The organism is Candidatus Methylobacter favarea (genome assembly GCF_902806695.1).
GTDB lineage: Bacteria > Pseudomonadota > Gammaproteobacteria > Methylococcales > Methylomonadaceae > Methylobacter_B > Methylobacter_B favarea.
In genome coordinates, this window is sequence record NZ_CADCXN010000058.1 from 62,296 (window position 1) to 83,171 (window position 20,876).

Here is a 20,876-nt window from a genome sequence, read left to right on the forward strand (position 1 = left end):
AAAGCTTAGCTATGGTAGTGGTTGTATGCCGGCCTTAACACAATTTTCTTTATTTTAATGGCTGTAAAGCTTAATGTTCGTAACGAGTTATTCATTAATGATAAACTTCCAAAAAATTTAAAAAATAATAATGCAAATAACCATCACTGCCTTAGGTAACATTCAGAGTAATTTTATTGCCGAAATATTGCCGGCCATACGCGACTGTAAATGCGCGATTCTGGAAATAAGATTATCCCGGCTGGCTCAGTCTACTGCCGCCTATCTGCTTGTTCAGGGCAACTGGAATCAGGTCGCCAAGCTTGAAAACACCCTCGATTCCATCCAGAAACGCCTGGAAATCAAAATTCATACTTTCCGGCCCGAGCAAAAAGATAAAGGCAAGGAGTGCATTCCCTATTCATTGGAAACAATATCGCTGGATCGCTGCAACGTTACTGAATCCATTACCTCTTTTCTGTTTGACCGGGACATAGAGATTGAGGAAATTTCGGGCAGCTGCTACCAAGCTCCCTATATTCAAACGTCAGTATTTTCGACCAAGTTTATCATTTTAATCCCTCCCCAACTCCCGTTGCTTTCATTGCGGGAAGAATTTTTGGAATTTTGCGATCACTCCAATATAGACGCCATTCTTGAACCCATAAAACGATAAACTATTAATGACCTCAATAAATATCGGCAGTACCGTACCTGATTTTGAAGTTCCGTCCACCGGCAATAAAATAATTAAGCTGACTGAATACCTGGGCAAATACCTGATTCTTTATTTTTACCCCAAAGACAATACCTCCGGCTGTATTCAGGAAGGCCAGGGTTTTCGTGACCTTATGGAAAAGTTCGAGGCATTAAATGCGGTCATATTAGGCGTCTCTCGTGATACTGTGCGCAGCCATGAAGGCTTTAAAAGCAAACAGCAACTGCCTTTTGATCTTTTGTCAGATCAGGATGAAAAGCTGTGCCGAGCATTTGCTGTTATCAAAACGAAAAACATGTACGGCAGGCAGGTTCAGGGAATAGAGCGCAGCACCTTTCTGGTCGGCCCGGACGGCCGGCTTGTTCATGAATGGCGCAAAGTAAACGTTAAAATCCACAGTGCAGAAGTTCTGCAAGCTTTAAATAAACTCAAAGGCAACTAGATCGTGATGAATATTCAAACAACGCCGGATAAGAAGCTGTTTGTTTTAGATACCAATATCCTCATGCATGATCCTGCCGCTATTTTCCGCTTCCAGGAGCATGATATTTTTATTCCGATGATTGTTCTGGAAGAACTGGATCATTACAAAAAAGGCTTAACCGAAGTAGCCCGCAATGTAAGACAAGTCAGCCGATTCCTCGATGAATTAATCAGGGATGCGAATCAGCAAACTCTCAAGGATGGCTTGCCCTTGTCACGCCTGGACTATGGAGCGAATACCGAGGCCGCTAACAGTGCCGGACGTTTGTATTTTCAAACCAGCGTTATGACTTCGCTGCTTCCCGACAGCATGCCGGGTAATCTCGCCGATAACTCGATACTCAATGTGGTTCTGGCTCTCACCAAGGAACTGCCTGAAATAAAAGTTATTCTGGTATCCAAAGACATCAATATGCGCATCAAGGCAGCCACTTTGGAACTGCCTGCCGAAGATTATTATAATGATCAGACAATTGACGACATAGACTTGCTGTATAGCGGCGCTACAGCCCTGGACAAGGATTTCTGGAACGAGCATGGGGCAAAAACGGAATCATGGCAGGAAAAAAACCGGACTTTTTACAAGCTGGAAGACCCGGTGGTTGCCGAATGGTACCCGAACCAGTATTTATATATTGAAGATGAATCGAATTTTGAAGCCATCGTCAGATCCTGCTCGGGTCAGGTCGCCCTACTGGAACTGGCAAGGGATTATCGGACCAAATACAATAATGTCTGGGGAATTATGGCGAGAAACCGCGAGCAGAATTTCGCCCTCAATGTTCTGTTGGATCCGGAAATAGATTTTGTTACCTTGCTGGGCACCGCAGGCACTGGTAAAACCTTGCTGGCTTTGGCTTCAGGACTGACCATGACGATGGAGCATAAAATTTATCACGAAATTATCATGACCCGGGAAACCGTGCCTATCGGCGAAGATATCGGCTTTCTGCCCGGCACTGAGGAGGAAAAAATGGCGCCCTGGATGGGCGCCTTAATGGATAATCTTGAACTGCTGGGCAGCCGTTCCGGACATAATGAATGGGAGCAGGGCGCGACCAATAATATACTCATGAACCGGGTTAAAATCAGATCGCTTAATTTTATGCGCGGGCGCACTTTTCTTAATCGGTTCATGATTATTGATGAGGCCCAGAATCTGACGTCAAAGCAAATGAAAACCCTGATTACACGGGCCGGTCCCGGCACCAAAATAGTCTGCATCGGCAATCTGTCGCAAATAGACACGCCTTATCTAACTGCGACAACTTCCGGGCTAACCTATGTAGTCGATCGCTTCAAAAGCTGGCCGCATGGAGCCCATATTACTTTACGCCGGGGAGAGCGGTCACGACTGGCGGATTTTGCTTCCGGAATTCTATAACAGACTGTGTTGAGTTAACCGGGCAGGAATCCCGTCCAAGCAAAGCCAGCCAAGGCTTACAGAAAAAATTAAAGACTTGGACATAGGGTTAATAGCAACACTGGATTTGTAGCGGAAAGCGATTGGACTTCAAGCGACCCTACTTCTCGCACTAATAAAACTAACGTTTCCATAATAAAACTAAAAGCAAATGACTGATCTATTTATTCAATGGGGAAATTTTCTTTTTCATACCCGCAACGTCCTTTTTCCTGCTTTTGTTGCCGTGCTTTTGTTTATAGCGCCTCCCGTTGCAATTAATAATGTTCCCGGCATTTACTTTATGATTATCGGAATAGTAATGATCCTACTAGGGCAGGGACTGCGAATACTCACTATAGGCCTTGTTTATATTGTACGCGGTGGGCAAAAAAGACGAATTTATGCCGATCAATTAGTTACAGAGGGTATTTTTTCACACAGCAGAAACCCCTTGTATGTTGGTAATATATTGATTACTATGGGTTTTATGTTCATATCTGGCAATTTGACAGGAATTCTTGCGGGTTCAATAGGTTTTATGGCTATTTATCGACTCATAATTCTTAGCGAGGAACACTTCCTACGCCAAAAATTTGCTGATGCCTATGTCGCTTTTTGCGCACGTGTTCCTCGCTGGATACCCAGGTTTAAAGGCCTGCTGGCGACAATCAGACACTATAAATTTGATTGGTCCACCGTCGCTGTTAAGGAGTATGGCACCATAATGACTTCGTTCATGGTCCCATTAGGCCTGATAGCCTGGAAGTTGAATTTAGCGCATAAACTGGGCGATTATCAGCCCTTATTGATTGGCCTGGCCTTACTGGTAATGACCGCTTATGCCGTGGTGCGCTATTTAAAGAAAACCGAGCGTCTCAGATCGATGCGCTAAGCCGTTTGGCAGTGCTATTATTGTGCCTGCTCATCCTGTACACTTTACTCATATAACAAAAAAGTAGCTAATAACTCACAACACAGCATATGACTGAACAAGATAATATTTTTCAAAAGACAGGCCGGGCAGAGGATTTTGTTTTCGATGAGCGAGTCGCCCAGGTATTTGACAATATGGTCTCAAGGAGCGTGCCTTTTTACAATGAAATACAGCGTATTCAGGCCGATCTTATTATGGATTTTTTGCCCGACGAATGCGGCGTAGTTTGCGATTTGGGCTGTTCTACAGGGACTACAATAGAACATCTTACCAGGCATTCAAGATGCCCTGTCAATGCGCGCTTTATCGGTTATGACAACTCCGAGTCCATGCTGGATAAAGCCCGGATAAAATTATCCGGGCAAATAACGGCAGAGAGAGTATCGCTGAATTTTGCCGACCTGAGTTGTCTGCCTGAATTGCCTCATTGTCATGCGGTAATTCTTAACTGGACATTGCAGTTCGTCCGGCCCATTGACAGGGAATATTTGCTGAAAAATATTTTTGCGGCCCTGAGGCCCGGCGGCATTTTACTGTTATCGGAAAAGATTCTCGGCACTGATCCTGTTTTAAACCGCTTGTATATAGACCACTATTTACAGTTTAAAAAATCCCAGAGCGGTTATACCGATGCTGAAAATCAGCGCAAGCGCGAAGCATTGGAAAATGTCTTGATTCCTTATCGTCTCGATGAAAACTATGCATTACTGCAACGCGTCGGATTCAAGCGCATGGATACTTATTTCCAGTGGTTTAATTTTGTTTGTATTATTGCTGTCAAAGTTTAAAAGCCAAGCAGGACGATTTTTTCGCCCCTGCCAATAATTATTGGCCCCCGTGAAGCAGCCTTTTTTTATTAACAAAGCATATCAGGGCTTTTATCGCCGATTCTGGGCCAGGCAGTCAGGACTGCCTTAACCACTGTCGCCAGGGGAATGGCGAAAAATACTCCCCAGAAACCCCAAAGTCCGCCAAAAAACAGAATGGCAACGACAATTGCGATAGCATGTAAATTAACCGCTTCAGAAAATAATACCGGCACTAATATTACCCCGTCCAAGGCCTGGATAATGGAATAAGCAATGACAATATACATAAAGTTATCATTGCTTAATCCCCACTGAAAATAAGCCACTGCAAACACCGGAACAGTAACCAAAGTGGCGCCTACATACGGAATAATTACCGACAAGCCCATCAAAACCGCCAGCAGCATGGCATAGTTCAAATCCATCGTGGCGAAAGTGATATAACTGACAAACCAGAGAATGAAAACCTCGACAAATTTTCCGCGCACATAATTACTCATCTGTACATTGACCTCTTCCCAGACCCGCACGGTCAAATGCCTATCCGTGGGCATGAATTGCAAAAACCACTCTACCAGCAAGCGCTTGTCTTTTAAAAAGAAAAACACCATCATCGGCACCAGGAAAAGGTAAATCAGGGCGCTGACCAGGCCCACTACGGAGGCCGCCGAGACCGATAACATATTTTGTCCATAGGTTAACAACTCCTTTTGTACCGCAAACATTATTTCCTGAATTTTGTTCTCTGAAATAAATTGCGGATACATTTTAGGTAATCGCAGGATTTCAGTCTGCGCTCTTCTGATAATATCTGGAATCTGCTGGATAAGTTCTACAGCCTGTTGGGAAACAATCGGCATCAAATAAAATAATAAAAATATCAGACCCGTCATAAAAACTGAAAATACCAAGCATACTGCGGGCAAACGCGGTAAATTCAGTTTTTCCGCCTTAGCCACGAGGCCTTCAAGCAGATAGGCCAGAATAATGGATGCAAAAACCGGCATTAATACGCCGGACAAAGAATAAATCAGGGCAAAACTGACAATTAAAATAAATGCCAGTGAAATAGCCTGGGAGTTTGGCAAAAAACGCTTGAAGCGTTCTCTAAAAAAATGCAAATTTACAAATTCAGCTTGTGTTGACATTACTAATGAGCCATCTTTCATATGCGCTATTTTATCTCCAATAAAACCCTGTACCTATAATCATTTAAATGATTAATTTGCGTACAGGCCCACTGTCATTATGACTCATGCAAATTAATTTCTGCCGAAGCATCGGCCAAAGGTTGACTCACCGTTTTCGCTGATGGGTTTAAACTGCCCCCGCACAGAGAATATTGTCGGCCAGGAAGCAATTCGCCGGCAATGACATTTTAAAGGCTATTGGACTTTTCGGGAGCGGGCGCTGGAGGTTTTCTTCCTGGCAAGGGATTTTTTCTTGTTGACAGCCCTGGACTCAATTTTTACTTTGGCGGTGCCGTCTTTTACCATGCCCAGTTTTTTAGCCGCGGCGCGGGAAAGATCAATGGCTCGATCATCGGCGTAGGGTCCCCGATCGGTGATTGTGACACTGACTTTTTTGTCATTTTCAAGGTTGGTGACTTGGGCTTTGGTTCCCAAAGGTAATGTCGGATGTGCAGCCGTCAACTTTTTTTGGTTGAAAATTTCGCCGCTGGCTGTCTCCCGGCCATGAAATCCAGGCCCGTACCAGGAAGCCTCGCCGACTTCCTTATGGGCCGGTTTAGCAATACTGTTTTCTTTAGTTTCTTTTTGTTGCCGGGCATGATCTCCAGGCCGTTCCGAAGTGCAACTTAATAATAATAGTAGAGCGCCAGTCAGGACAAGCCGTGAATAATCGAAAAGCCGCCTCTGAAGCAGCCTTTCACGGCTGGCCCCTGACCTGATTCTCCCGCCAGGACGGTAATAAGGTGGAATGGGCGGGCATTGATTGCCCCTATACAACTCTGCATACTGATGCCTTAGTAAATATGACATGAATCTCTCCATTAAGTAAGTTTTAACGGCGTCAATTATTCTTGTAATTTTCAAAAGCCGCTCAGGTTACGAGAACACAGTCAAATAGAGCGGCGTCCTTCTGGTTGCCTTCATAAAAACACACTATCCTCGACGTAAAAAATAGGCTTGGCATAAATTTAAGCTTACTGGGTTTTTGTAAAGAATTCCACAGGCTGGGCGATTGCAGGTTGCCGGAAGTTAATTCACTGCCCAGATTAGGCGGAGCCTGTTTCAAAATTATGTTATGTAGCATAGTAAGGTTGCCTCTCTTATCTCTGTGTGCCAGCGTACAGACCTCGGCAAGTTACTACGGTAGTTTTGTTACGCAATCAAGATACAGCCATACCGTTCAACATGAGTCATTATTCGGCATAGGGATGGCGGGGGTTATCAGCCCTTATGCTTTCAACCTGGAATTTTCCAACTCCGCTGGAGGGTGCCCGTGCCATTTAGCCACTATGTCAATACTACTAATCGCCTGCTGGCGGCTCTGCCCGCTAAAGAGCGTGAGCGGCTGCTTGCGCAATGCGAGCCGGTCGAGCTCAGGTTCGCCGATATCATTAACAAGCCCGGAGAGTTTGTTCTCCACGTTTATTTCCCGATTAACAGTTCGATTTCGTTAGTGACCCCGCTTGAAGGAAGCACCAGCCTGGAAGTGGGATTAATCGGCAATGAAGGCATGCTCGGAATCCCACTCACCCTCGGCGTCGATGAATCGCCTTTTCTCGCCCTGGTCCAAAGCGCAGGCCTGGCATTACGGATGAATGGCGCAGCGTTTCTTCATGAACTTAAACGCAGCGCAGCCTTGCAACGGGAATTAAACCGCTACCTCTATGTATTAATAAGTCAAATCGCTCAAACTGCCGCTTGCAGCCGCTTTCATGTCGTAGAAGCACGCCTTGCCCGCTGGTTATTAATGACTCAGGATCGCGCGCACTCCGACAGCTTTCATGTTACGCACGTGTTTCTGGCCTATATGCTGGGCGTGCGTCGCGTCGGCGTCACCAAAGCAGCAAGTTCTTTACAGAGGCAAAAGCTTATCAGCTATCATCGAGGCGATGTTACCATTCTCGACCGCAATGGCCTGGAGGCTGCGGCCTGCCCCTGTTACCGGGCAGAGAAAGAAACCTACGAACGTTTTCTCGGCTATAACCGCGCTATCCATCATCAGAATGATCTTGCTCACAGCTAACCTTTTAAATCCGGTACGGACATAAAATTTTCCTGTCAGGCCGCTCATTGGCTTTCAGGATGAGAATTTAAAAAGCCAAGTGCCCATTTATTTAATAATGCGGTAACAGGGTGAATATTTTTTCCCGGGCAGTTTCATTCGGTGTTGCTCAACAAAAGATGTCAATAAGGCATCCATCAGCTTCATGATGTGGGGATCGCCGTATATTTCAAAATGGCCATTTTGCTGAATGGCGCGAATTCCTTCGTTTTTAACGTTGCCCGCTACAATACCTGAAAATACGCGCCGCAGATTAGCGGCAAGCAAGTGGTTATCCTGATTTTTATGCAAGGCGAGATTTCTCATATTGTCATGAGTGGGAATAAAAGGCTCTTGAAATATTTTATCGGTCTTCAACAACCAGTTGAAATAATAGGCATCGCCTGTTTCCTTGCGAAAATCACGCACCTGTTTGATGCCTGCCTGCATTGCCAAAGCCACTTTAACGGGATCGTTAATAATGATTTGGTAACGCTCCCTGGCTTTCCTGCCCAAGGTGGCGTCAATAAATTGATCAATCCCGGTAAAATAATCTGCAGCGCTGTCAGGCCCTGAAAATATCAGCGGAAACGGCATGCCTCTATTATCGGGATGCAGCAATATCCCCAGTATATAAAGGATTTCTTCAGCTGTACCCGCGCCGCCGGGAAACACGACAATGCCGTGGCCGGTGCGGACGAAGGCTTCCAGACGCTTCTCAATATCAGGCAAAATAACCAGATCATTGACAATCGGATTAGGTGATTCGGCCGCAATAATCCCCGGCTCTGTTATGCCCAGGTACTGGCCGTTTTTAATACGCTGTTTGGCGTGGCCAATGGTAGCGCCTTTCATCGGCCCTTTCATGGCGCCAGGCCCGCAGCCGGTACAAATATCCATACCGCGCAAACCCAGTTCATGGCCGACCTGTTTGGTATATTCATATTCCTTACGGCTGATCGAGTGCCCGCCCCAACACACCACCAGATTTGGATTAGCCAGCGGCCGCAAAATTTCGGCATTGCGCAGAATATGAAAAACGGCATCGGTAATTCCTGCCGAGGTCTCCATTTTGAACCTTGGATTATCATTGATTTCGTCGCTGACATAAATAATGTCCCTGAGCACTGCAAACAGATGCTCGCTTATGCCCTTGATTATTTTGCCGTCAACAAAAGCATGAGCAGGTGCATTCCTGACTTCCAGCTTGATGCCCCGCTGCTGCTGAATAAGCCGGATATCAAAGGCGGGATAACGATCCAGCAGTTCCTTGCCATCATCCATAGCACTGCTGCTATTCAAAACCGCGAGTGAAGAATTGCGAAAAACTCGATATAGACCGCCCTGGCTGGTATCCAGCAGCTTACTGACTTCAAGCTTCGATAAAACATCCAGACGGCCTTCAGGCGTAACTTGTGCATCAACTACTTGATATGTCATCGTATCCTTTAAACACCTTGTTTTTAAACTATTCATTCTATCGCAATTCATTCGACATTCAGTGTTCCCCGGATATTATCCGGTTGAAACTATAGTAGAGGAGATAACAATGAATTCATTGACTATTAAAATACTGCCTGCAGGTTTTCTGCTATTGGCGAGTGCCTGTGCCCCTTATCCTTACTATGCAAATACAGGGTTTTATGGCGGCGGCTATAGCGGCGGACACAAAAGTTATTATGGCGGTGCGCCTGATCATTATACCCCTAATTATTATCCCGGCAGATATGGCAGCCATCATCGGCATAATGGCGATAATGGAAATCGAGGCTGGAATAATAGCTGGAGACAGCCGTATCAATCTCACGGAATCCGCTCTCACGGAGGCCATCGACCGGAGTATAAGGGCGATCGCGGACATCATTGGCATTGAATACCTAAGCGATCCGGCTTCTTTATGGCCTGATACACATTGACCGCATCAGCTGCATAACGACAGACAGGGGATAAATAAAGATCAGAAGGTCTAATGCTGCAACAGTCAAAAAACAGCGCCGGGTAAAATATCGGATAGGGCGGCGTAATGAAGTCTTGCATGTCAGACACTATAAATGGCTGTCCGCAATGATCAGGAAGATTTTATGTTCTTGCACTTGCTTCGGCCCTGCTTGTACTGCTCGGACGCTGGGGTGGTATTTGTTGACTGTCCGCCCTGGCCTGAGCGCTCATGAGCGTGCTTATTGCCGCTTGATCAAACCTACTCCTTCTACAATAAGCCCGAACTGTCCTGTGACTAGTTCAGGTTCGCCAGGGATGCCGGGGCAAATCGCAAACACCCACCACCTTGACGCCAGCTTGAGCTACCAACTGGTCGTTTTCTACGGTGCCTCCACTGACGCCAATAGCGCCGATTAATACGCCCTCCTGATCTACAATCGGAAGCCCGCCCGGAAAAGTAATCAAGCCTTCATTAGAATGCTCTATGCCATAGAGAGAGCCGCCAGGCTGCGAAAGTTTGCCTATTTCGCCGGAAGGCATGGCGAAATAGCAGGCGGTTTTAGCTTTTTTTATGGCAACATCAATACTGCCGACCCAGGCGCCATTCATGCGCCGAAAGTTTTTAAGATTGGCCCCTGAATCCACAACTGCTATACAACTCGGCACGCCGGTTTCATCGGCCTTTTTAACAGCGGCATCAATAGCCTGTTGCGCTTGTTCATAAGTCACATGCATGGGTTTCTCCTTGCCGCTTTTTTATTAAATGCCTGATATTGCAGGCGCCGTTGACGCCTCATCGCTAGCCCGGGCGGAAATCAGTAAAATAGAGGCGTGTTTGAATTTTCAGTCGTTCCTTCTGCCCGCCATAAACGAGTCCGTTTATGGGTCCGGATACCCACCTTCTTTGAACTTCTGATTTAGACTTCCGGCGACGAATACGGAGGCTCTTCAACCGGTATATTGGCCGGAATCTCACTTGGCGTATCGAGAGGTTCCTCAACAGGGGTATTGGGGAGTATTTCATCGGGGCTTCGCTCCGGAACCTCGGTTGGCGCAGGATCCGGCACTTCATTGAACGAATAGGCGAATATTTCTTGGTAAGCCCTTTTTGGTAAATTAATGTTCACTTTGGTTTCTCCAGTAAATTTTTTTATCAAACGACAGCTATTAATTTTTACTCCGAAGCTCTGAATATACAGGTTTAATCTCTGGATCAGATCTGCCTTCGGACTTTTTTAGACGAGTACGCTCCTTGGCAATGGCGCATAATTTTTCGGCAATTTCAACGGGCGATAACAGAAAATCAACATAGCCGGTATTGACAGCGTGCAGCGGCATATCCGGTTGTTTTGCGGTATGAAGATCCTGGGCAATAACAATTCCACCGGCCTCCTTGATAGGCTTGAGCGCAGCTACGCCATCTGCATCCAGGCCTGACAAAATCACGGCTATGGCGTTTTTTGATTGATTAGCCGCCAGTGAATGCAAAAAAACAGAGATATTCTGCGGCCAGCCTGACTTTCTCACAAGCGGAGAGAGGCTGAACCGGTCGGCATTTAAATGAACCTGCATTCCTGAAGGCGCAATATAAACATGGTCGGGTTTCACAATCTCCCCCTCTTCCACAAGCACAACCGGCATGGCGGTGTAAGAGGAAAGAATTTCAGTCAATAGCGTTTTCCACTTCGCAGGCTGATGTTGAATAATAATAAACGCAAAGCCGGTATCGGCGGGCAATATTGAAAGAATCTTGATGTAGCTTTCCAGTCCACCTGCAGATGCACCCAAACAGACAATGGACAGTTCATTATTTTTCTGTTTGGATATTTGACTATCAGTCATTATTTTTCCATTGTTGCAATTAAGGTTAAAAGAAAAATACTCGGTTTTGGGGCAAGCCATATCCCGGTTTTACGGTCACCGCTATCCATTAACTACGGTGCCTCCATTGGGATGAATGACCTGGCCGGAAATATAGGATGCATCATCCGAAGCCAGAAAGACAAAGCAATTGGCGACTTCTTCGGGCTGCCCGGGCCGCCCCATCGGTACGTCCTGACCAAAAGATTTTACATGCTCAGGCGGAAAAGTAGAAGGAATGAGAGGCGTCCAGATCGGCCCAGGCGCGACAGCGTTGACACGGATTTTTTGTTCGGCCAGCGCCAGCGACAAGGAGCGGGTAAAAGCGACAATAGCGCCCTTCGTAGCCGAGTAATCGAGCAGCTTCGGACTGCCTTTATAAGCAGTAACCGACGTAGTATTGACAATTGTGCTGCCGGGCTGAAGGTGTTTAAGAGCTGCTTTGGTTAGATAAAACATGGAAAAGATGTTGGTGCGAAACGTCTTTTCCAACTGCTCTGAGCTTATGTCCCCAATACTTTCCTGAGGATGTTGCTCAGCAGCGTTGTTAATCAGGATGTCAAGCCGGCCCAATTCACCGAGCGTTTGCTCAACCGCCTGCCGGCAAAAATTTTCCTCACCAATATCGCCTCCGATAAGCAGGCATTTTTGACCGCACTCGCTGACCAGGCGTCTGGTTTCTTCGGCATCGTCATGCTCGTTGAGATAAACAATGGCTGAATCAGCCCCTTCCTTGGCAAAAACCACGGCTATAGCCCTTCCAATCCCCGAATCTCCGCCGGTAATAAGAGCTACTTTGCCTTTGAGCTTGCCGGAGCCTCGATAAGTTGGATCGTGGGATTGCGGTTGAGGCTGCATTTGGGATTCCCGTCCCGGTTGGTTATCCTGATTTTGAGGCGGATTGGGTGGAGTGGGATGCTCGATGTCGGCCATGAGACCTCCTGTTAAGTTTCTAGTTAAATATTAAGTTGGCAGCCTGCTTTTTCAACTTCCACGGTATCAGAAGAATTTTGAAATATGCGCAGGAGCAATATTCTAGTCTTGCTTTGACTCTGACTTTTAGGGTTTCAGCACCACCTTGATGCAGTCATCTTTTTTTTCCTTGAAAATATTATAGGCTTCAGGCGCATCATCAAGCCGCAATTCATGGGTAACGACAAAGGACGGATCGATCTCGCCTTTTTCAATTTTCTCAAACAGAAGCGGCATGTATTTCTGCACATGAGTCTGGCCGGTCCTGAAGGTAAGACCTTTATTCATGGCCGCGCCCAAGGGAATTTTATCGCCGAAGCCGATATAAACGCCGGGTATGGAAATTGTTCCACCCTTGCGGCAGCTCATAATCGCCTGTCGCAACACATGGGGACGATCAGTAGCAAGAAAAGTCGCGGTTTTCACGGTGTCCACAATTCCATCCAGGGTTCCGCCTGCATGAGCCTCGCAGCCTACGGCATCGATACAGCGGTCAGGCCCGCGTCCGCCGGTCATCTGCATTAATTGATCGTAAATGTCCACGTCATCAAAATTAACGGTCTCCGCCTTGCCTTGCTGTTCCGCCATTTTCAGACGTTCGGGCACATTGTCAATGGCAATCACGCGTCCTGCGCCGAACATCCACGCGCTTTTGATGGCAAACTGCGCCACCGGACCGCAGCCCCAGATGGCGACCGTATCGCCGGCTTCAATGCCGCAATTTTCCGCGGCCATATAGCCTGTAGGAAAAATATCCGAAAGAAACAGGACTTTTTCATCGGCAATGCCGGGGGGAATTTTAAAAGGCCCGACATCGGCAAACGGAACCCGCAAATATTCGGCTTGACCGCCGGCAAATCCCCCCAGCATATGGGAATATCCAAATATTCCGGCAGTAGCATGACCCATGGCCTTGCGCGCTAATTTTGCGCCGGGATTGGAATTGTCGCACAAGGAGTACAGTTGTTTTTGGCAAAAAAAGCATTCGCCGCAGGCAATCACAAATGGCACAACGACGCGGTCGCCGACCTTCAGTTTTTTAACGGCGCTGCCAATCTCAACAACTTCACCCATTGGCTCATGACCCAATATGTCGCCTTTTTCCATAGTAGGCAGGTAGCCGTCCAGAATATGCAAGTCAGAGCCGCAAATTGCCGTAGAAGTGATTTTAATGACGGCATCGTGCGAATTGATAATTTTAGGATCGGGCACATTTTCAACCCGGATATCGTTCGTGCCGAACCAACATAATGCTTTCATTTCAATCCCCTGATACATATCTGCCGTCTTTTTAATCAGCCCATTTTGCGCAGCTAATTGTCTATGTTTAACTTACTATCATGAGGAAAGTTCTTCTGTGGCTTAACGTACAAACAAGCGGTTTTATTTTCAGGCATTGTCAGGCCATAAGGAAATCACGCGCCGGGGATCAGTTAAACTGACAGGGACAGGCTTTTACAGCGGGAATGCCCGGAATTAATAGCCCGCAGACTTGCTTGATAGAGCAATTAGTGGCCGTGCTCTGAATTAAATGCTCTGGTCCATAATTTTTCTCCCGGCTTGCAAAATAAGTTTCTTGAACTAGTTTTAAGTAGACTTAATTTCAAATTACCAGAGGGGGAAAAGGACAATTGTGTATGCGAAGCTGCATCATCCTATTTAGTAAACTGCTGATGCCTTTTGCCCCGGTAAATTTTTTTCTTTCATATGCTGCTAGCTGTCGGCTCCGGTATATGGCAGGTCTTGCAAGTCATTCAATATGAATGATTATGTCAACTTTGTCATCTGTGAACATTACGTCCGCCCCGGTAACCGATCAAGTCAGCCACTATGTTGTCTTCTGTCTGGATGACCAACGCTATGCCCTGCCTTTGCCCTCTGTGGAAAAGGTGGTGCACATGGTAGACATAACTCCACTTATGGATGCCCCGCAAATTATTGTCGGTGTAATTAATATGCAAGGGCGGGTGCTTCCCGTCTTTAATATACGTCGGCGTTTTCAACTTACTGAACGCGACATTGCTATGGATGACCAGCTTGTCATAGCGCATGCGGCGCACCGGACTGTAGCGCTGGTGGTCGATGCAGTAGATGGCCTGGTTCAATGTCCTGAACAGGATCTGCTTGTAACAGGCGATATACTTCCCAGTCTCGAGCATGTTGAAGGCATCATAAAACTTCAGGATGGGTTGATTCTGATCCATTGCCTCGACGCGTTTCTTTCGGGCCCGGAAGAAAAGTCTTTGGACATGGCTCTGCAAACTTCCTGAAGCAAGCATGCAGCCCGGTCTTTCTCCTTTACTGCTGTCCCGCTTGAGTGAGTTTATCGCTATCCACATGGGTCTGCACTTTCCTCCGGCGCGCTGGAATGATTTGCATCGTGCGATTTCCAGCGCAGCCTATGAACTCGAGTTCACCAACGTTGAAGCTTATGTTCGCGGGTTGTTGTTCGCTCCCTGGACGAATACCACGATTAAAACCCTTGCCGGCCATTTGACTGTGGGCGAAACCTATTTTTTCCGCGATATCCGAAGTTTTGACGTGTTGGAGGACTTTATTCTGCCGCAGCTTTTGCGTTCCCGCTGCGCCCCGAAGCAGCCTTTGCGCATCTGGAGCGCCGCCTGCTGCACCGGGGAAGAACCTTATTCCATCGCCATGCTTCTGGACAGACTCATGCCGGATTCCGGAGCATTGGACATTTCCATCCTGGCTACAGATATCACGCCACAGTTTCTGCAGAAGGCGGCCGATGGCCTGTTTAATGAATGGTCATTTCGCGGGACGCCAACCTGGATACGAGATCGTTATTTCAAGAAGAGAAAAGACGGTCGCTTTGAATTAGCTCAAAAAATCCGCGATAAAGTAGCGTTTTCCTACCTCAACCTTGTTGATGATGATTATTCACTGCAAGGAAAGCATATTCCTGCAATGGATGTGATTTTTTGTAGAAATGTGCTGATGTATTTCACTCCTGAGCAGGCAAAAAAAGTAATCGAAAAACTTTATCATTCACTTGCTGATAAAGGCTGGCTGATTGTCAGCCCTGCCGAGGCTTCCCATACCTTATTCTCTTCTTTTACGCCTGTCGAACTTCCGGGTATCGTGCTTTATCAAAAGATAGCGCATTCCGAACTGACAGATTCAGCTCCCGGCTCCCCTATTCCTTCCAGTGCAGCCTCAGCTGATTTTTTATCTACGCTAGAACGCCTGTCCGCGGCGTCCTCCTCAGTGCTTCCCCAAGCCGCGCTTTTACCGGAGCCGCCTGCTATTAGTGCGGGCTCTCAACCTGACGACTGTGAAACGGTCTCACGCATAGCCCGAAATTATGCCAACCAGGGCAGGTTTACAGAAGCGGTTGAATGGGCTGAAAAGGCATTGGCCGTTGACAAGCTTAATCCGGCCCATTGTTATTTGCTCGCCACCATTCGACAGGAGCAGGGAGAGGGGAAGATCGCCATGCAGTTACTGATGCGCGCGCTCTATCTGGACCCTGATTTCCTCCTCGTACATTTTGCTCTGGCTAACATGCACCTGTCGCAGGGCCGACGTGACAAGGCTGACTGGTATTTTAACAAGGTGCTGAATTTGCTGGAGGCCTATTCGCAGGATGACATCTTGCCGGAATCGGAAGGCCTGACAGCAGGCCGGCTTGGGGAAATTGTCGTGCTTATGCAATTAAATTTACCTCGCCCGACAATGCTGTATAAAAGTGAGGCCGTATGAAGCGCAAAGAATCCATGGCAGTAAAAAAGAAAACCACCGGCATCGACTGGCAGGAGATTGGGCAGCGTATGAAAGCCGCTCGCGCCGCTATCGAGCATGACTGGTCGCCCTCCCCCGACGAAAGCAGACAGATTCTGAAGACGCGGGCGCAGCAGCTGGCCCAGGAGCCGATGCCGGCGGATAACGCCGGTGAGCGCATCGAAGTAGTGGAGTTCAGGCTGGCTTATGAGCACTATGCGGTTGAATCCCGATATGTACGCGAGGTGTGCCCTTTGGAAAACCTGACTCCCTTGCCGTGCACGCCGGCGTTCGTGCTTGGCATTGTCAATGTACGAGGAGAAATTGTTTCCGTGATTGACCTCAAAAAATTTTTCGCTCTGCCCGAGAAAGGGCTGACCGACCTTAACAAAATCATCGTACTCCAGTCCGACGCTATGGTATTCGGTATTTTAGCTAATGCGATCTGCGGCGTGCGCAGCCTGGCCCTATCTGCTCTTCAAGGATCGCTGCCCACCTTTAGCGGCCTCCGCGAAACCTATCTGAAGGGGGTAATGAGTAAAGAAGGTATAGTGATTCTTGATGCCGGCAAGCTGCTCACGGATGAGAAAATCATCGTCCGTGAACAGGTTGACGGCGCCACAGCTGATGGTTGTAAAAGCTGATGAAAAGCAATAAAGGAATCGATGAATGAATATAATCAACCGACGTCCACCGGCAATACGAAAGTTGGAATTGAATAAAAGGGCATTTATGGCCAATAAAAAGATTACGGTTCCATGCCGGCCCCTTGTCATCCCTTTGATGGCTTTGGCTATCTGGCTTGCGTTTATTTTCGTTTGCGCAGCCGCCGCGGCTGCTGATTCGGCAGAATCCATAGCGCCGGCTGATCTTTCCCGCATGAGTTTGGAAGAACTGACCAATATCGAAATATCTTCGGTATCCAAACGTGCGGAGCCGCTGATCGACGCGGCCGCCTCGGTTTATGTCATAAGCCGCGAGGACATACGCCGCTACGGCGCCACCAGTATTCCCGAAATACTGCGGCTTGCTCCAAACCTCCAGGTCGCCAAAGTGGATTCAAGCCAGTATGCGATCTCGGCGCGCGGCTTCAACAGCACCACAGCCAACAAGCTGCTCGTGCTTATCGACGGGCGCAGCGTTTATACGCCCTTGTATTCAGGCGTATTCTGGGATGTTCAGGACACCATGATCGAGGATATAGAACGTATTGAAGTGGTCAGCGGCCCCGGCGGCACTTTATGGGGCGTTAATGCAGTCAACGGCGTCATCAATATCATCACAAAATCCGCCGGCGACACCAAAGGCGGCCTTTTAAGCGCCGGCGCCGGCAATTACGAGCATGGCGGAGGCGTCCGCTACGGGGGTCAAGCGGGTGAAAATATCGCTTATCGCGTTTACGCCAAAGGCTTTGAACGGGATAATACTTTTAACCCGAAAGGCGGCAATATTGATGACTCATGGAGAAAAGGGCAACTGGGCTTTCGTCTGGACTGGGGAAAAAACAATGATACTCTAATGCTTCAGGGCGATGCGTATGAAGGATCTATCGACCAGAAAATCCTGGATGACAAGTCGCTTTCCGGCGCGCATTTGCTGGCGCGATGGGATAAAACCCTGGCGGCCGGCTCGGCTGTCCAGATTCAGGCTTATTTCGACCAGACGCGGCGCATCTATCCAGGCACTTTCGGTGAAGTGCTTAATACCTATGACATTACCGCGCAACATCGCTTCAGTCTGGGCCGGAGCCATGATATCGTCTGGGGCGGCGGCTACCGTTATGCGCGCGATGATGTCAGCAACAGCGACGTGCTGGCCTTTCTTCCCGGCCAGCGCGACCTGGCCCTGGCTAATGTTTTTGCGCAGGATACTGTTACGCTCACCGAGCAATTAAAGCTGACCCTCGGCGCGCGGCTTTCCTACAACAATTACACCGATCTGGAAGTCCAGCCCAATATACGGCTTGCCTGGAAACCTAATGAGCAGGTTCTGCTGTGGTCGGCCATTTCTCATGCCGTGCGCACGCCGTCTCGGCTGGACAGCGATTTTTTTATTCCGGGCAATCCGCCTTTCATACTTGCCCTTGCCGGCGGCCTCGATTTTCAATCCGAAAAGCTGACGGCCTTTGAGCTCGGCTACCGCATGCAGCCGACGCCGAAATCGGCGTTTTCAATCTCGGCGTTTTACAATATCTATGATGAGCTGCGCAGCCTGGAGCCCGTGAGCGCCAGCTCCTTCGTAATAGCCAATATGATGGAAGGCGATACCTACGGCCTTGAACTATGGGGCAGCTACGCGGTAAGCGACTGGTGGCAGCTTAAAGCCGGCTATACCTATCTCAGGAAGCATTTACGCCTGAAGCCCGGCAGCAACGATCCTTTCGGCGCGCCATTGGCGGGCAATGATCCTCAAAACCAGTTTTCAGCACGCTCGATCATGAATCTTTGGCATAACGTTGATCTCGATTTAGTTCTGCGCACGGTGGACAGCCTGCCTGCTCCCGCTGTTCCGGGATATGTCACGATGGATGGGCGCCTGGGCTGGAAGTTTTTAAAAAACACGGAGCTGTCGCTGTCAGGGTTCAACCTGCTCGATAATCGGCATCCGGAGTTTGGCAATGCGCCTGGACGCAGCGAAATTGACCGGACCTTCTATGTAAAAGTGCTATGGAATTTTTAACGATTCTGCAACGCATAGTGACTCGTTCCAACCGCGCCCATCTGTGGCTATTCGTCTTTATGGCGCTGACATCCGGCGCCGTTGCCACGGCCCATGCCGGCGTAGAGGAATATGCCTTGAAAGCCGCCTTCCTGTATAAGTTCGGACTATTTGTCGAATGGCCCGGCTCAGCGTTTTCATCTCCGTCCAGCCCGGTAAACCTGTGTATTGCCGGAGAAGATCCTTTCGGCGAAGCTCTTGATAAAGTGGTAGCCGGGGGGCGTATCAACGGCCGGAATGTCATGATCCACAGACTCAAAGAGATGGAACCGGATTCAAGCTGTCACATTCTTTTTATCGGCGGTTCCGACGCTGAAAGCAAAGCCAGGATGATTAAATCTGTTCGCGGCCGCAATGTGCTTACGGTAACCGATGCCGGCAACTCTGAAACGAGCGCAGCGATCATTAACTTTGTAATTGCCGATAACCGCGTACGCTTTGACATTAATGATGAAGCGGCAGCGCAAAACGGCCTGGTTCTCAGTTCCAAACTAATGAGCCTCGCGCTCAATGTCAAAAAAAGAACATCCAAGGAAAACCGATAAATGAACTGGCTGGCTGATTTACGTATCCGGGCAAAACTGACGCTGGTGACTGTGCTGACCAGCGCCATCTCACTGCTTTTGGCTAGCGCCATCATTATTGTCTATGACAATTATGCTTATCATGCTCAAAAAACCGGCGAGATTTCTGCGCAAGCCGGGGTGATAGCCGCCAGCGTGAATGCCACGCTGGAATTTAATGATCCCAAGGCAGCGCAGGAATATCTGAATCCGCTCGAAGCCAACCCGGCAATTTCTGCGGCCGGCGTATATGTGCGTGACGGCTCGCTTTTTGCCGCCTACTCCCGCTCCGGAGCCCGCCCGCCGCCAGCTTCAATCGAATCTCAGACGCAACCGCTTGAAGATAGCGAGCTTGCCGTTTTCTGGCCGGTGCAACAAGGCCAGCGACGGATTGGCACCGTTTATCTGCGCGCCAGAATTGAGCCCCTGGCAGTTCGCATCACGCGCTTTGGCGGCATTATTCTGCTAGTAATGGTAGGCTCGCTGTTGATTACGCTGCCGATTGCCATGCGTTTGAATTCAGTCATTGCGGATCCGGTGCGCGATATTGCCGAGGCTGCATCGCGCATCGCCGGCGGCGATCTCAGTGCCCGGGTCGAAGCTGTGCAACGGGCCGATGAGATTGGCGTGCTGATAAATACTTTCGCTCATATGATAGTCAATTTGCGTAACATGACTCAGGAGATCAGCGAAGTAGCCCAGGTGCTTGCCGGCACCACAGGTGAGATTCTGGCCAGCACTGCGCAGGTATCCGCCAATGCTACCGGCACAGCCGCCGCCGTAAAAGAAACGACAATCACGGTGGAAGAGGTAAAACAGACCGCTCAGGTAGCCAGCCAGAAAGCGAAATACGTTTCCGACAGCGCCCAGAAGGCGTCGCAGGTTTCCAAGACCGGACGCAAATCGGTTGATGATACCATTCAGGGCATGCACCGCATCCAGGAGCAAATGCAATACATCGCTGAAAGCATCGTGCAGCTGTCCGAACAGAGTCAGGCCATCGGCGAGATTACTGCTACTGTCAATGGCCTGGCGGAACAGTCAAACCTGCTTGCGGTCAATGCCGCTATCGAGGCGGCTAAGGCCGGCGAGCAGGGCAAGGGCTTCGGCGTGGTGGCCCAGGAAATTAAAAGTCTGGCCGAACAATCCAAGCAGGCGACGGCGCAAGTGCGCGCTATTTTAGGCGATATTCAGAAAGCCACCAGCGCCTCGGTACTCGCTGCAGAACAAGGCAACAAGGCTGTTGAGTCAGGCATGAAGCAATCCACTGAAACCGGCGAAGCCATCCGGCTGCTTGCCGACAGCATCAGTGAAGCCGCACAGGCGGCTACCCAGATTGCTGCGTCCAGCCAGCAGCAGATGGTGGGCATGGATCAGGTAGCGTTGGCAATGGAAAACATCAAGCAGGCCAGTTTTCAGAATGTCTCAGGCACCAAACAAGCGGAAGTGGCCGCTCAAAGATTGCATGAACTGGGACAGAAGCTGAAGCAACTGGCCGCGCAGTACAAGGTTTTATGCTAACTAT

Annotated in this window: 21 protein-coding genes; 13 read left to right on the forward strand and 8 right to left on the reverse strand. The window is 48.6% G+C overall.

What is annotated here, in order from left to right; translation table 11 throughout:
* The first annotated feature begins 130 nt into the window (after window positions 1-130).
* From HUX64_RS08245 to cmoA, 5 genes are all read left to right on the forward strand, one after another.
* A complete protein-coding gene (locus tag HUX64_RS08245; protein ID WP_174625756.1) occupies window positions 131-655 on the forward strand; it encodes a glycine cleavage system transcriptional repressor in 525 nt (174 codons plus the stop codon).
* 7 nt (window positions 656-662) lie between these two features.
* Window positions 663-1,139: a peroxiredoxin gene (locus HUX64_RS08250; protein WP_174625757.1), complete on the forward strand. Its 477-nt coding sequence runs from the start codon at window positions 663-665 to the stop codon at window positions 1,137-1,139.
* Between the two features lie 6 nt (window positions 1,140-1,145).
* On the forward strand, window positions 1,146-2,564 hold the full coding sequence (locus tag HUX64_RS08255; RefSeq protein ID WP_174625758.1) for a PhoH family protein: 1,419 nt from the start codon (window positions 1,146-1,148) through the stop codon (window positions 2,562-2,564).
* Window positions 2,565-2,754: 190 nt separating this feature from the next.
* Window positions 2,755-3,477 (forward strand): methyltransferase family protein, encoded by a 723-nt coding sequence (locus HUX64_RS08260; RefSeq protein ID WP_174625759.1) that lies wholly within the window; start codon window positions 2,755-2,757, stop codon window positions 3,475-3,477.
* Window positions 3,478-3,566: 89 nt separating this feature from the next.
* Window positions 3,567-4,307 (forward strand): carboxy-S-adenosyl-L-methionine synthase CmoA, encoded by a 741-nt coding sequence (gene cmoA / locus HUX64_RS08265; RefSeq protein ID WP_174625760.1) that lies wholly within the window; start codon window positions 3,567-3,569, stop codon window positions 4,305-4,307.
* A gap of 68 nt (window positions 4,308-4,375) precedes the next feature.
* Here cmoA and HUX64_RS08270 read toward each other — a convergent pair whose 3' ends face one another.
* Together HUX64_RS08270 and HUX64_RS08275 are read right to left on the reverse strand one after the other, a co-directional pair.
* Window positions 4,376-5,476: an AI-2E family transporter gene (locus HUX64_RS08270; RefSeq protein ID WP_174625761.1), complete on the reverse strand. Its 1,101-nt coding sequence runs from the start codon at window positions 5,474-5,476 to the stop codon at window positions 4,376-4,378.
* A gap of 237 nt (window positions 5,477-5,713) precedes the next feature.
* The gene (locus HUX64_RS08275; RefSeq protein ID WP_174625762.1) at window positions 5,714-6,328 is read right to left on the reverse strand and encodes a septal ring lytic transglycosylase RlpA family protein; all 615 of its coding nucleotides are present in this window, start codon (window positions 6,326-6,328) and stop codon (window positions 5,714-5,716) included.
* Window positions 6,329-6,791: 463 nt separating this feature from the next.
* Between HUX64_RS08275 and HUX64_RS08280 the strand changes: the two genes are divergently transcribed.
* Window positions 6,792-7,541 carry a Crp/Fnr family transcriptional regulator gene (locus HUX64_RS08280; protein WP_174625763.1) on the forward strand — a complete coding sequence of 250 codons (750 nt, stop codon included), beginning with the start codon at window positions 6,792-6,794 and terminating at the stop codon, window positions 7,539-7,541.
* An 87-nt stretch (window positions 7,542-7,628) separates the two neighbouring features.
* On the opposite strand, the gene ppnN is transcribed toward HUX64_RS08280, so the two are convergent.
* Complete coding sequence (gene ppnN, locus HUX64_RS08285; RefSeq protein WP_174625764.1) at window positions 7,629-8,999, reverse strand: nucleotide 5'-monophosphate nucleosidase PpnN; 1,371 nt, start codon at window positions 8,997-8,999, stop codon at window positions 7,629-7,631.
* A gap of 167 nt (window positions 9,000-9,166) precedes the next feature.
* On the opposite strand from ppnN, the gene HUX64_RS08290 reads away from it, so the two are divergent.
* On the forward strand, window positions 9,167-9,475 hold the full coding sequence (locus tag HUX64_RS08290) for a hypothetical protein (RefSeq protein WP_174625765.1): 309 nt from the start codon (window positions 9,167-9,169) through the stop codon (window positions 9,473-9,475).
* 322 nt (window positions 9,476-9,797) lie between these two features.
* On the opposite strand, the gene HUX64_RS08295 is transcribed toward HUX64_RS08290, so the two are convergent.
* The 5 genes from HUX64_RS08295 to HUX64_RS08315 form a co-directional block, all read right to left on the reverse strand.
* Entirely contained in the window at window positions 9,798-10,232 is a 435-nt protein-coding gene (locus tag HUX64_RS08295; protein ID WP_174625766.1) for a GlcG/HbpS family heme-binding protein, read from the reverse strand.
* Between the two features lie 182 nt (window positions 10,233-10,414).
* Window positions 10,415-10,624, reverse strand: a complete 210-nt coding sequence (locus HUX64_RS08300) for a hypothetical protein (protein ID WP_174625767.1) — start codon at window positions 10,622-10,624, stop codon at window positions 10,415-10,417.
* 40 nt (window positions 10,625-10,664) lie between these two features.
* Window positions 10,665-11,339, reverse strand: a complete 675-nt coding sequence (locus tag HUX64_RS08305; RefSeq protein WP_174625768.1) for a chemotaxis protein CheB — start codon at window positions 11,337-11,339, stop codon at window positions 10,665-10,667.
* An 81-nt stretch (window positions 11,340-11,420) separates the two neighbouring features.
* Entirely contained in the window at window positions 11,421-12,290 is an 870-nt protein-coding gene (locus tag HUX64_RS08310) for an SDR family oxidoreductase (RefSeq protein WP_174625769.1), read from the reverse strand.
* A gap of 126 nt (window positions 12,291-12,416) precedes the next feature.
* The gene (locus tag HUX64_RS08315; protein WP_174625770.1) at window positions 12,417-13,589 is read right to left on the reverse strand and encodes a zinc-dependent alcohol dehydrogenase; all 1,173 of its coding nucleotides are present in this window, start codon (window positions 13,587-13,589) and stop codon (window positions 12,417-12,419) included.
* A 527-nt stretch (window positions 13,590-14,116) separates the two neighbouring features.
* Between HUX64_RS08315 and HUX64_RS08320 the strand changes: the two genes are divergently transcribed.
* From HUX64_RS08320 to HUX64_RS08345, 6 genes are read left to right on the forward strand one after another with little or no spacing between them, the layout of a single operon-like run.
* Window positions 14,117-14,599 carry a chemotaxis protein CheW gene (locus HUX64_RS08320; RefSeq protein ID WP_217426472.1) on the forward strand — a complete coding sequence of 161 codons (483 nt, stop codon included), beginning with the start codon at window positions 14,117-14,119 and terminating at the stop codon, window positions 14,597-14,599.
* A 7-nt stretch (window positions 14,600-14,606) separates the two neighbouring features.
* A complete protein-coding gene (locus HUX64_RS08325) occupies window positions 14,607-16,052 on the forward strand; it encodes a CheR family methyltransferase (protein ID WP_174625772.1) in 1,446 nt (481 codons plus the stop codon).
* A complete protein-coding gene (locus tag HUX64_RS08330; RefSeq protein WP_217426473.1) occupies window positions 16,049-16,714 on the forward strand; it encodes a chemotaxis protein CheW in 666 nt (221 codons plus the stop codon). Before HUX64_RS08325 ends, HUX64_RS08330 begins: the two co-directional genes overlap by 4 nt.
* A gap of 25 nt (window positions 16,715-16,739) precedes the next feature.
* Window positions 16,740-18,749: a TOL_0244 family TonB-dependent receptor gene (locus HUX64_RS08335; protein ID WP_174625773.1), complete on the forward strand. Its 2,010-nt coding sequence runs from the start codon at window positions 16,740-16,742 to the stop codon at window positions 18,747-18,749.
* Window positions 18,737-19,333 carry a TOL_0243 family YfiR-like periplasmic protein gene (locus tag HUX64_RS08340; protein ID WP_174625774.1) on the forward strand — a complete coding sequence of 199 codons (597 nt, stop codon included), beginning with the start codon at window positions 18,737-18,739 and terminating at the stop codon, window positions 19,331-19,333. The genes HUX64_RS08335 and HUX64_RS08340 overlap by 13 nt, the downstream gene beginning before the upstream one ends.
* Complete coding sequence (locus tag HUX64_RS08345) at window positions 19,334-20,872, forward strand: methyl-accepting chemotaxis protein (RefSeq protein WP_174625775.1); 1,539 nt, start codon at window positions 19,334-19,336, stop codon at window positions 20,870-20,872.
* Window positions 20,873-20,876 lie beyond the last annotated feature (4 nt).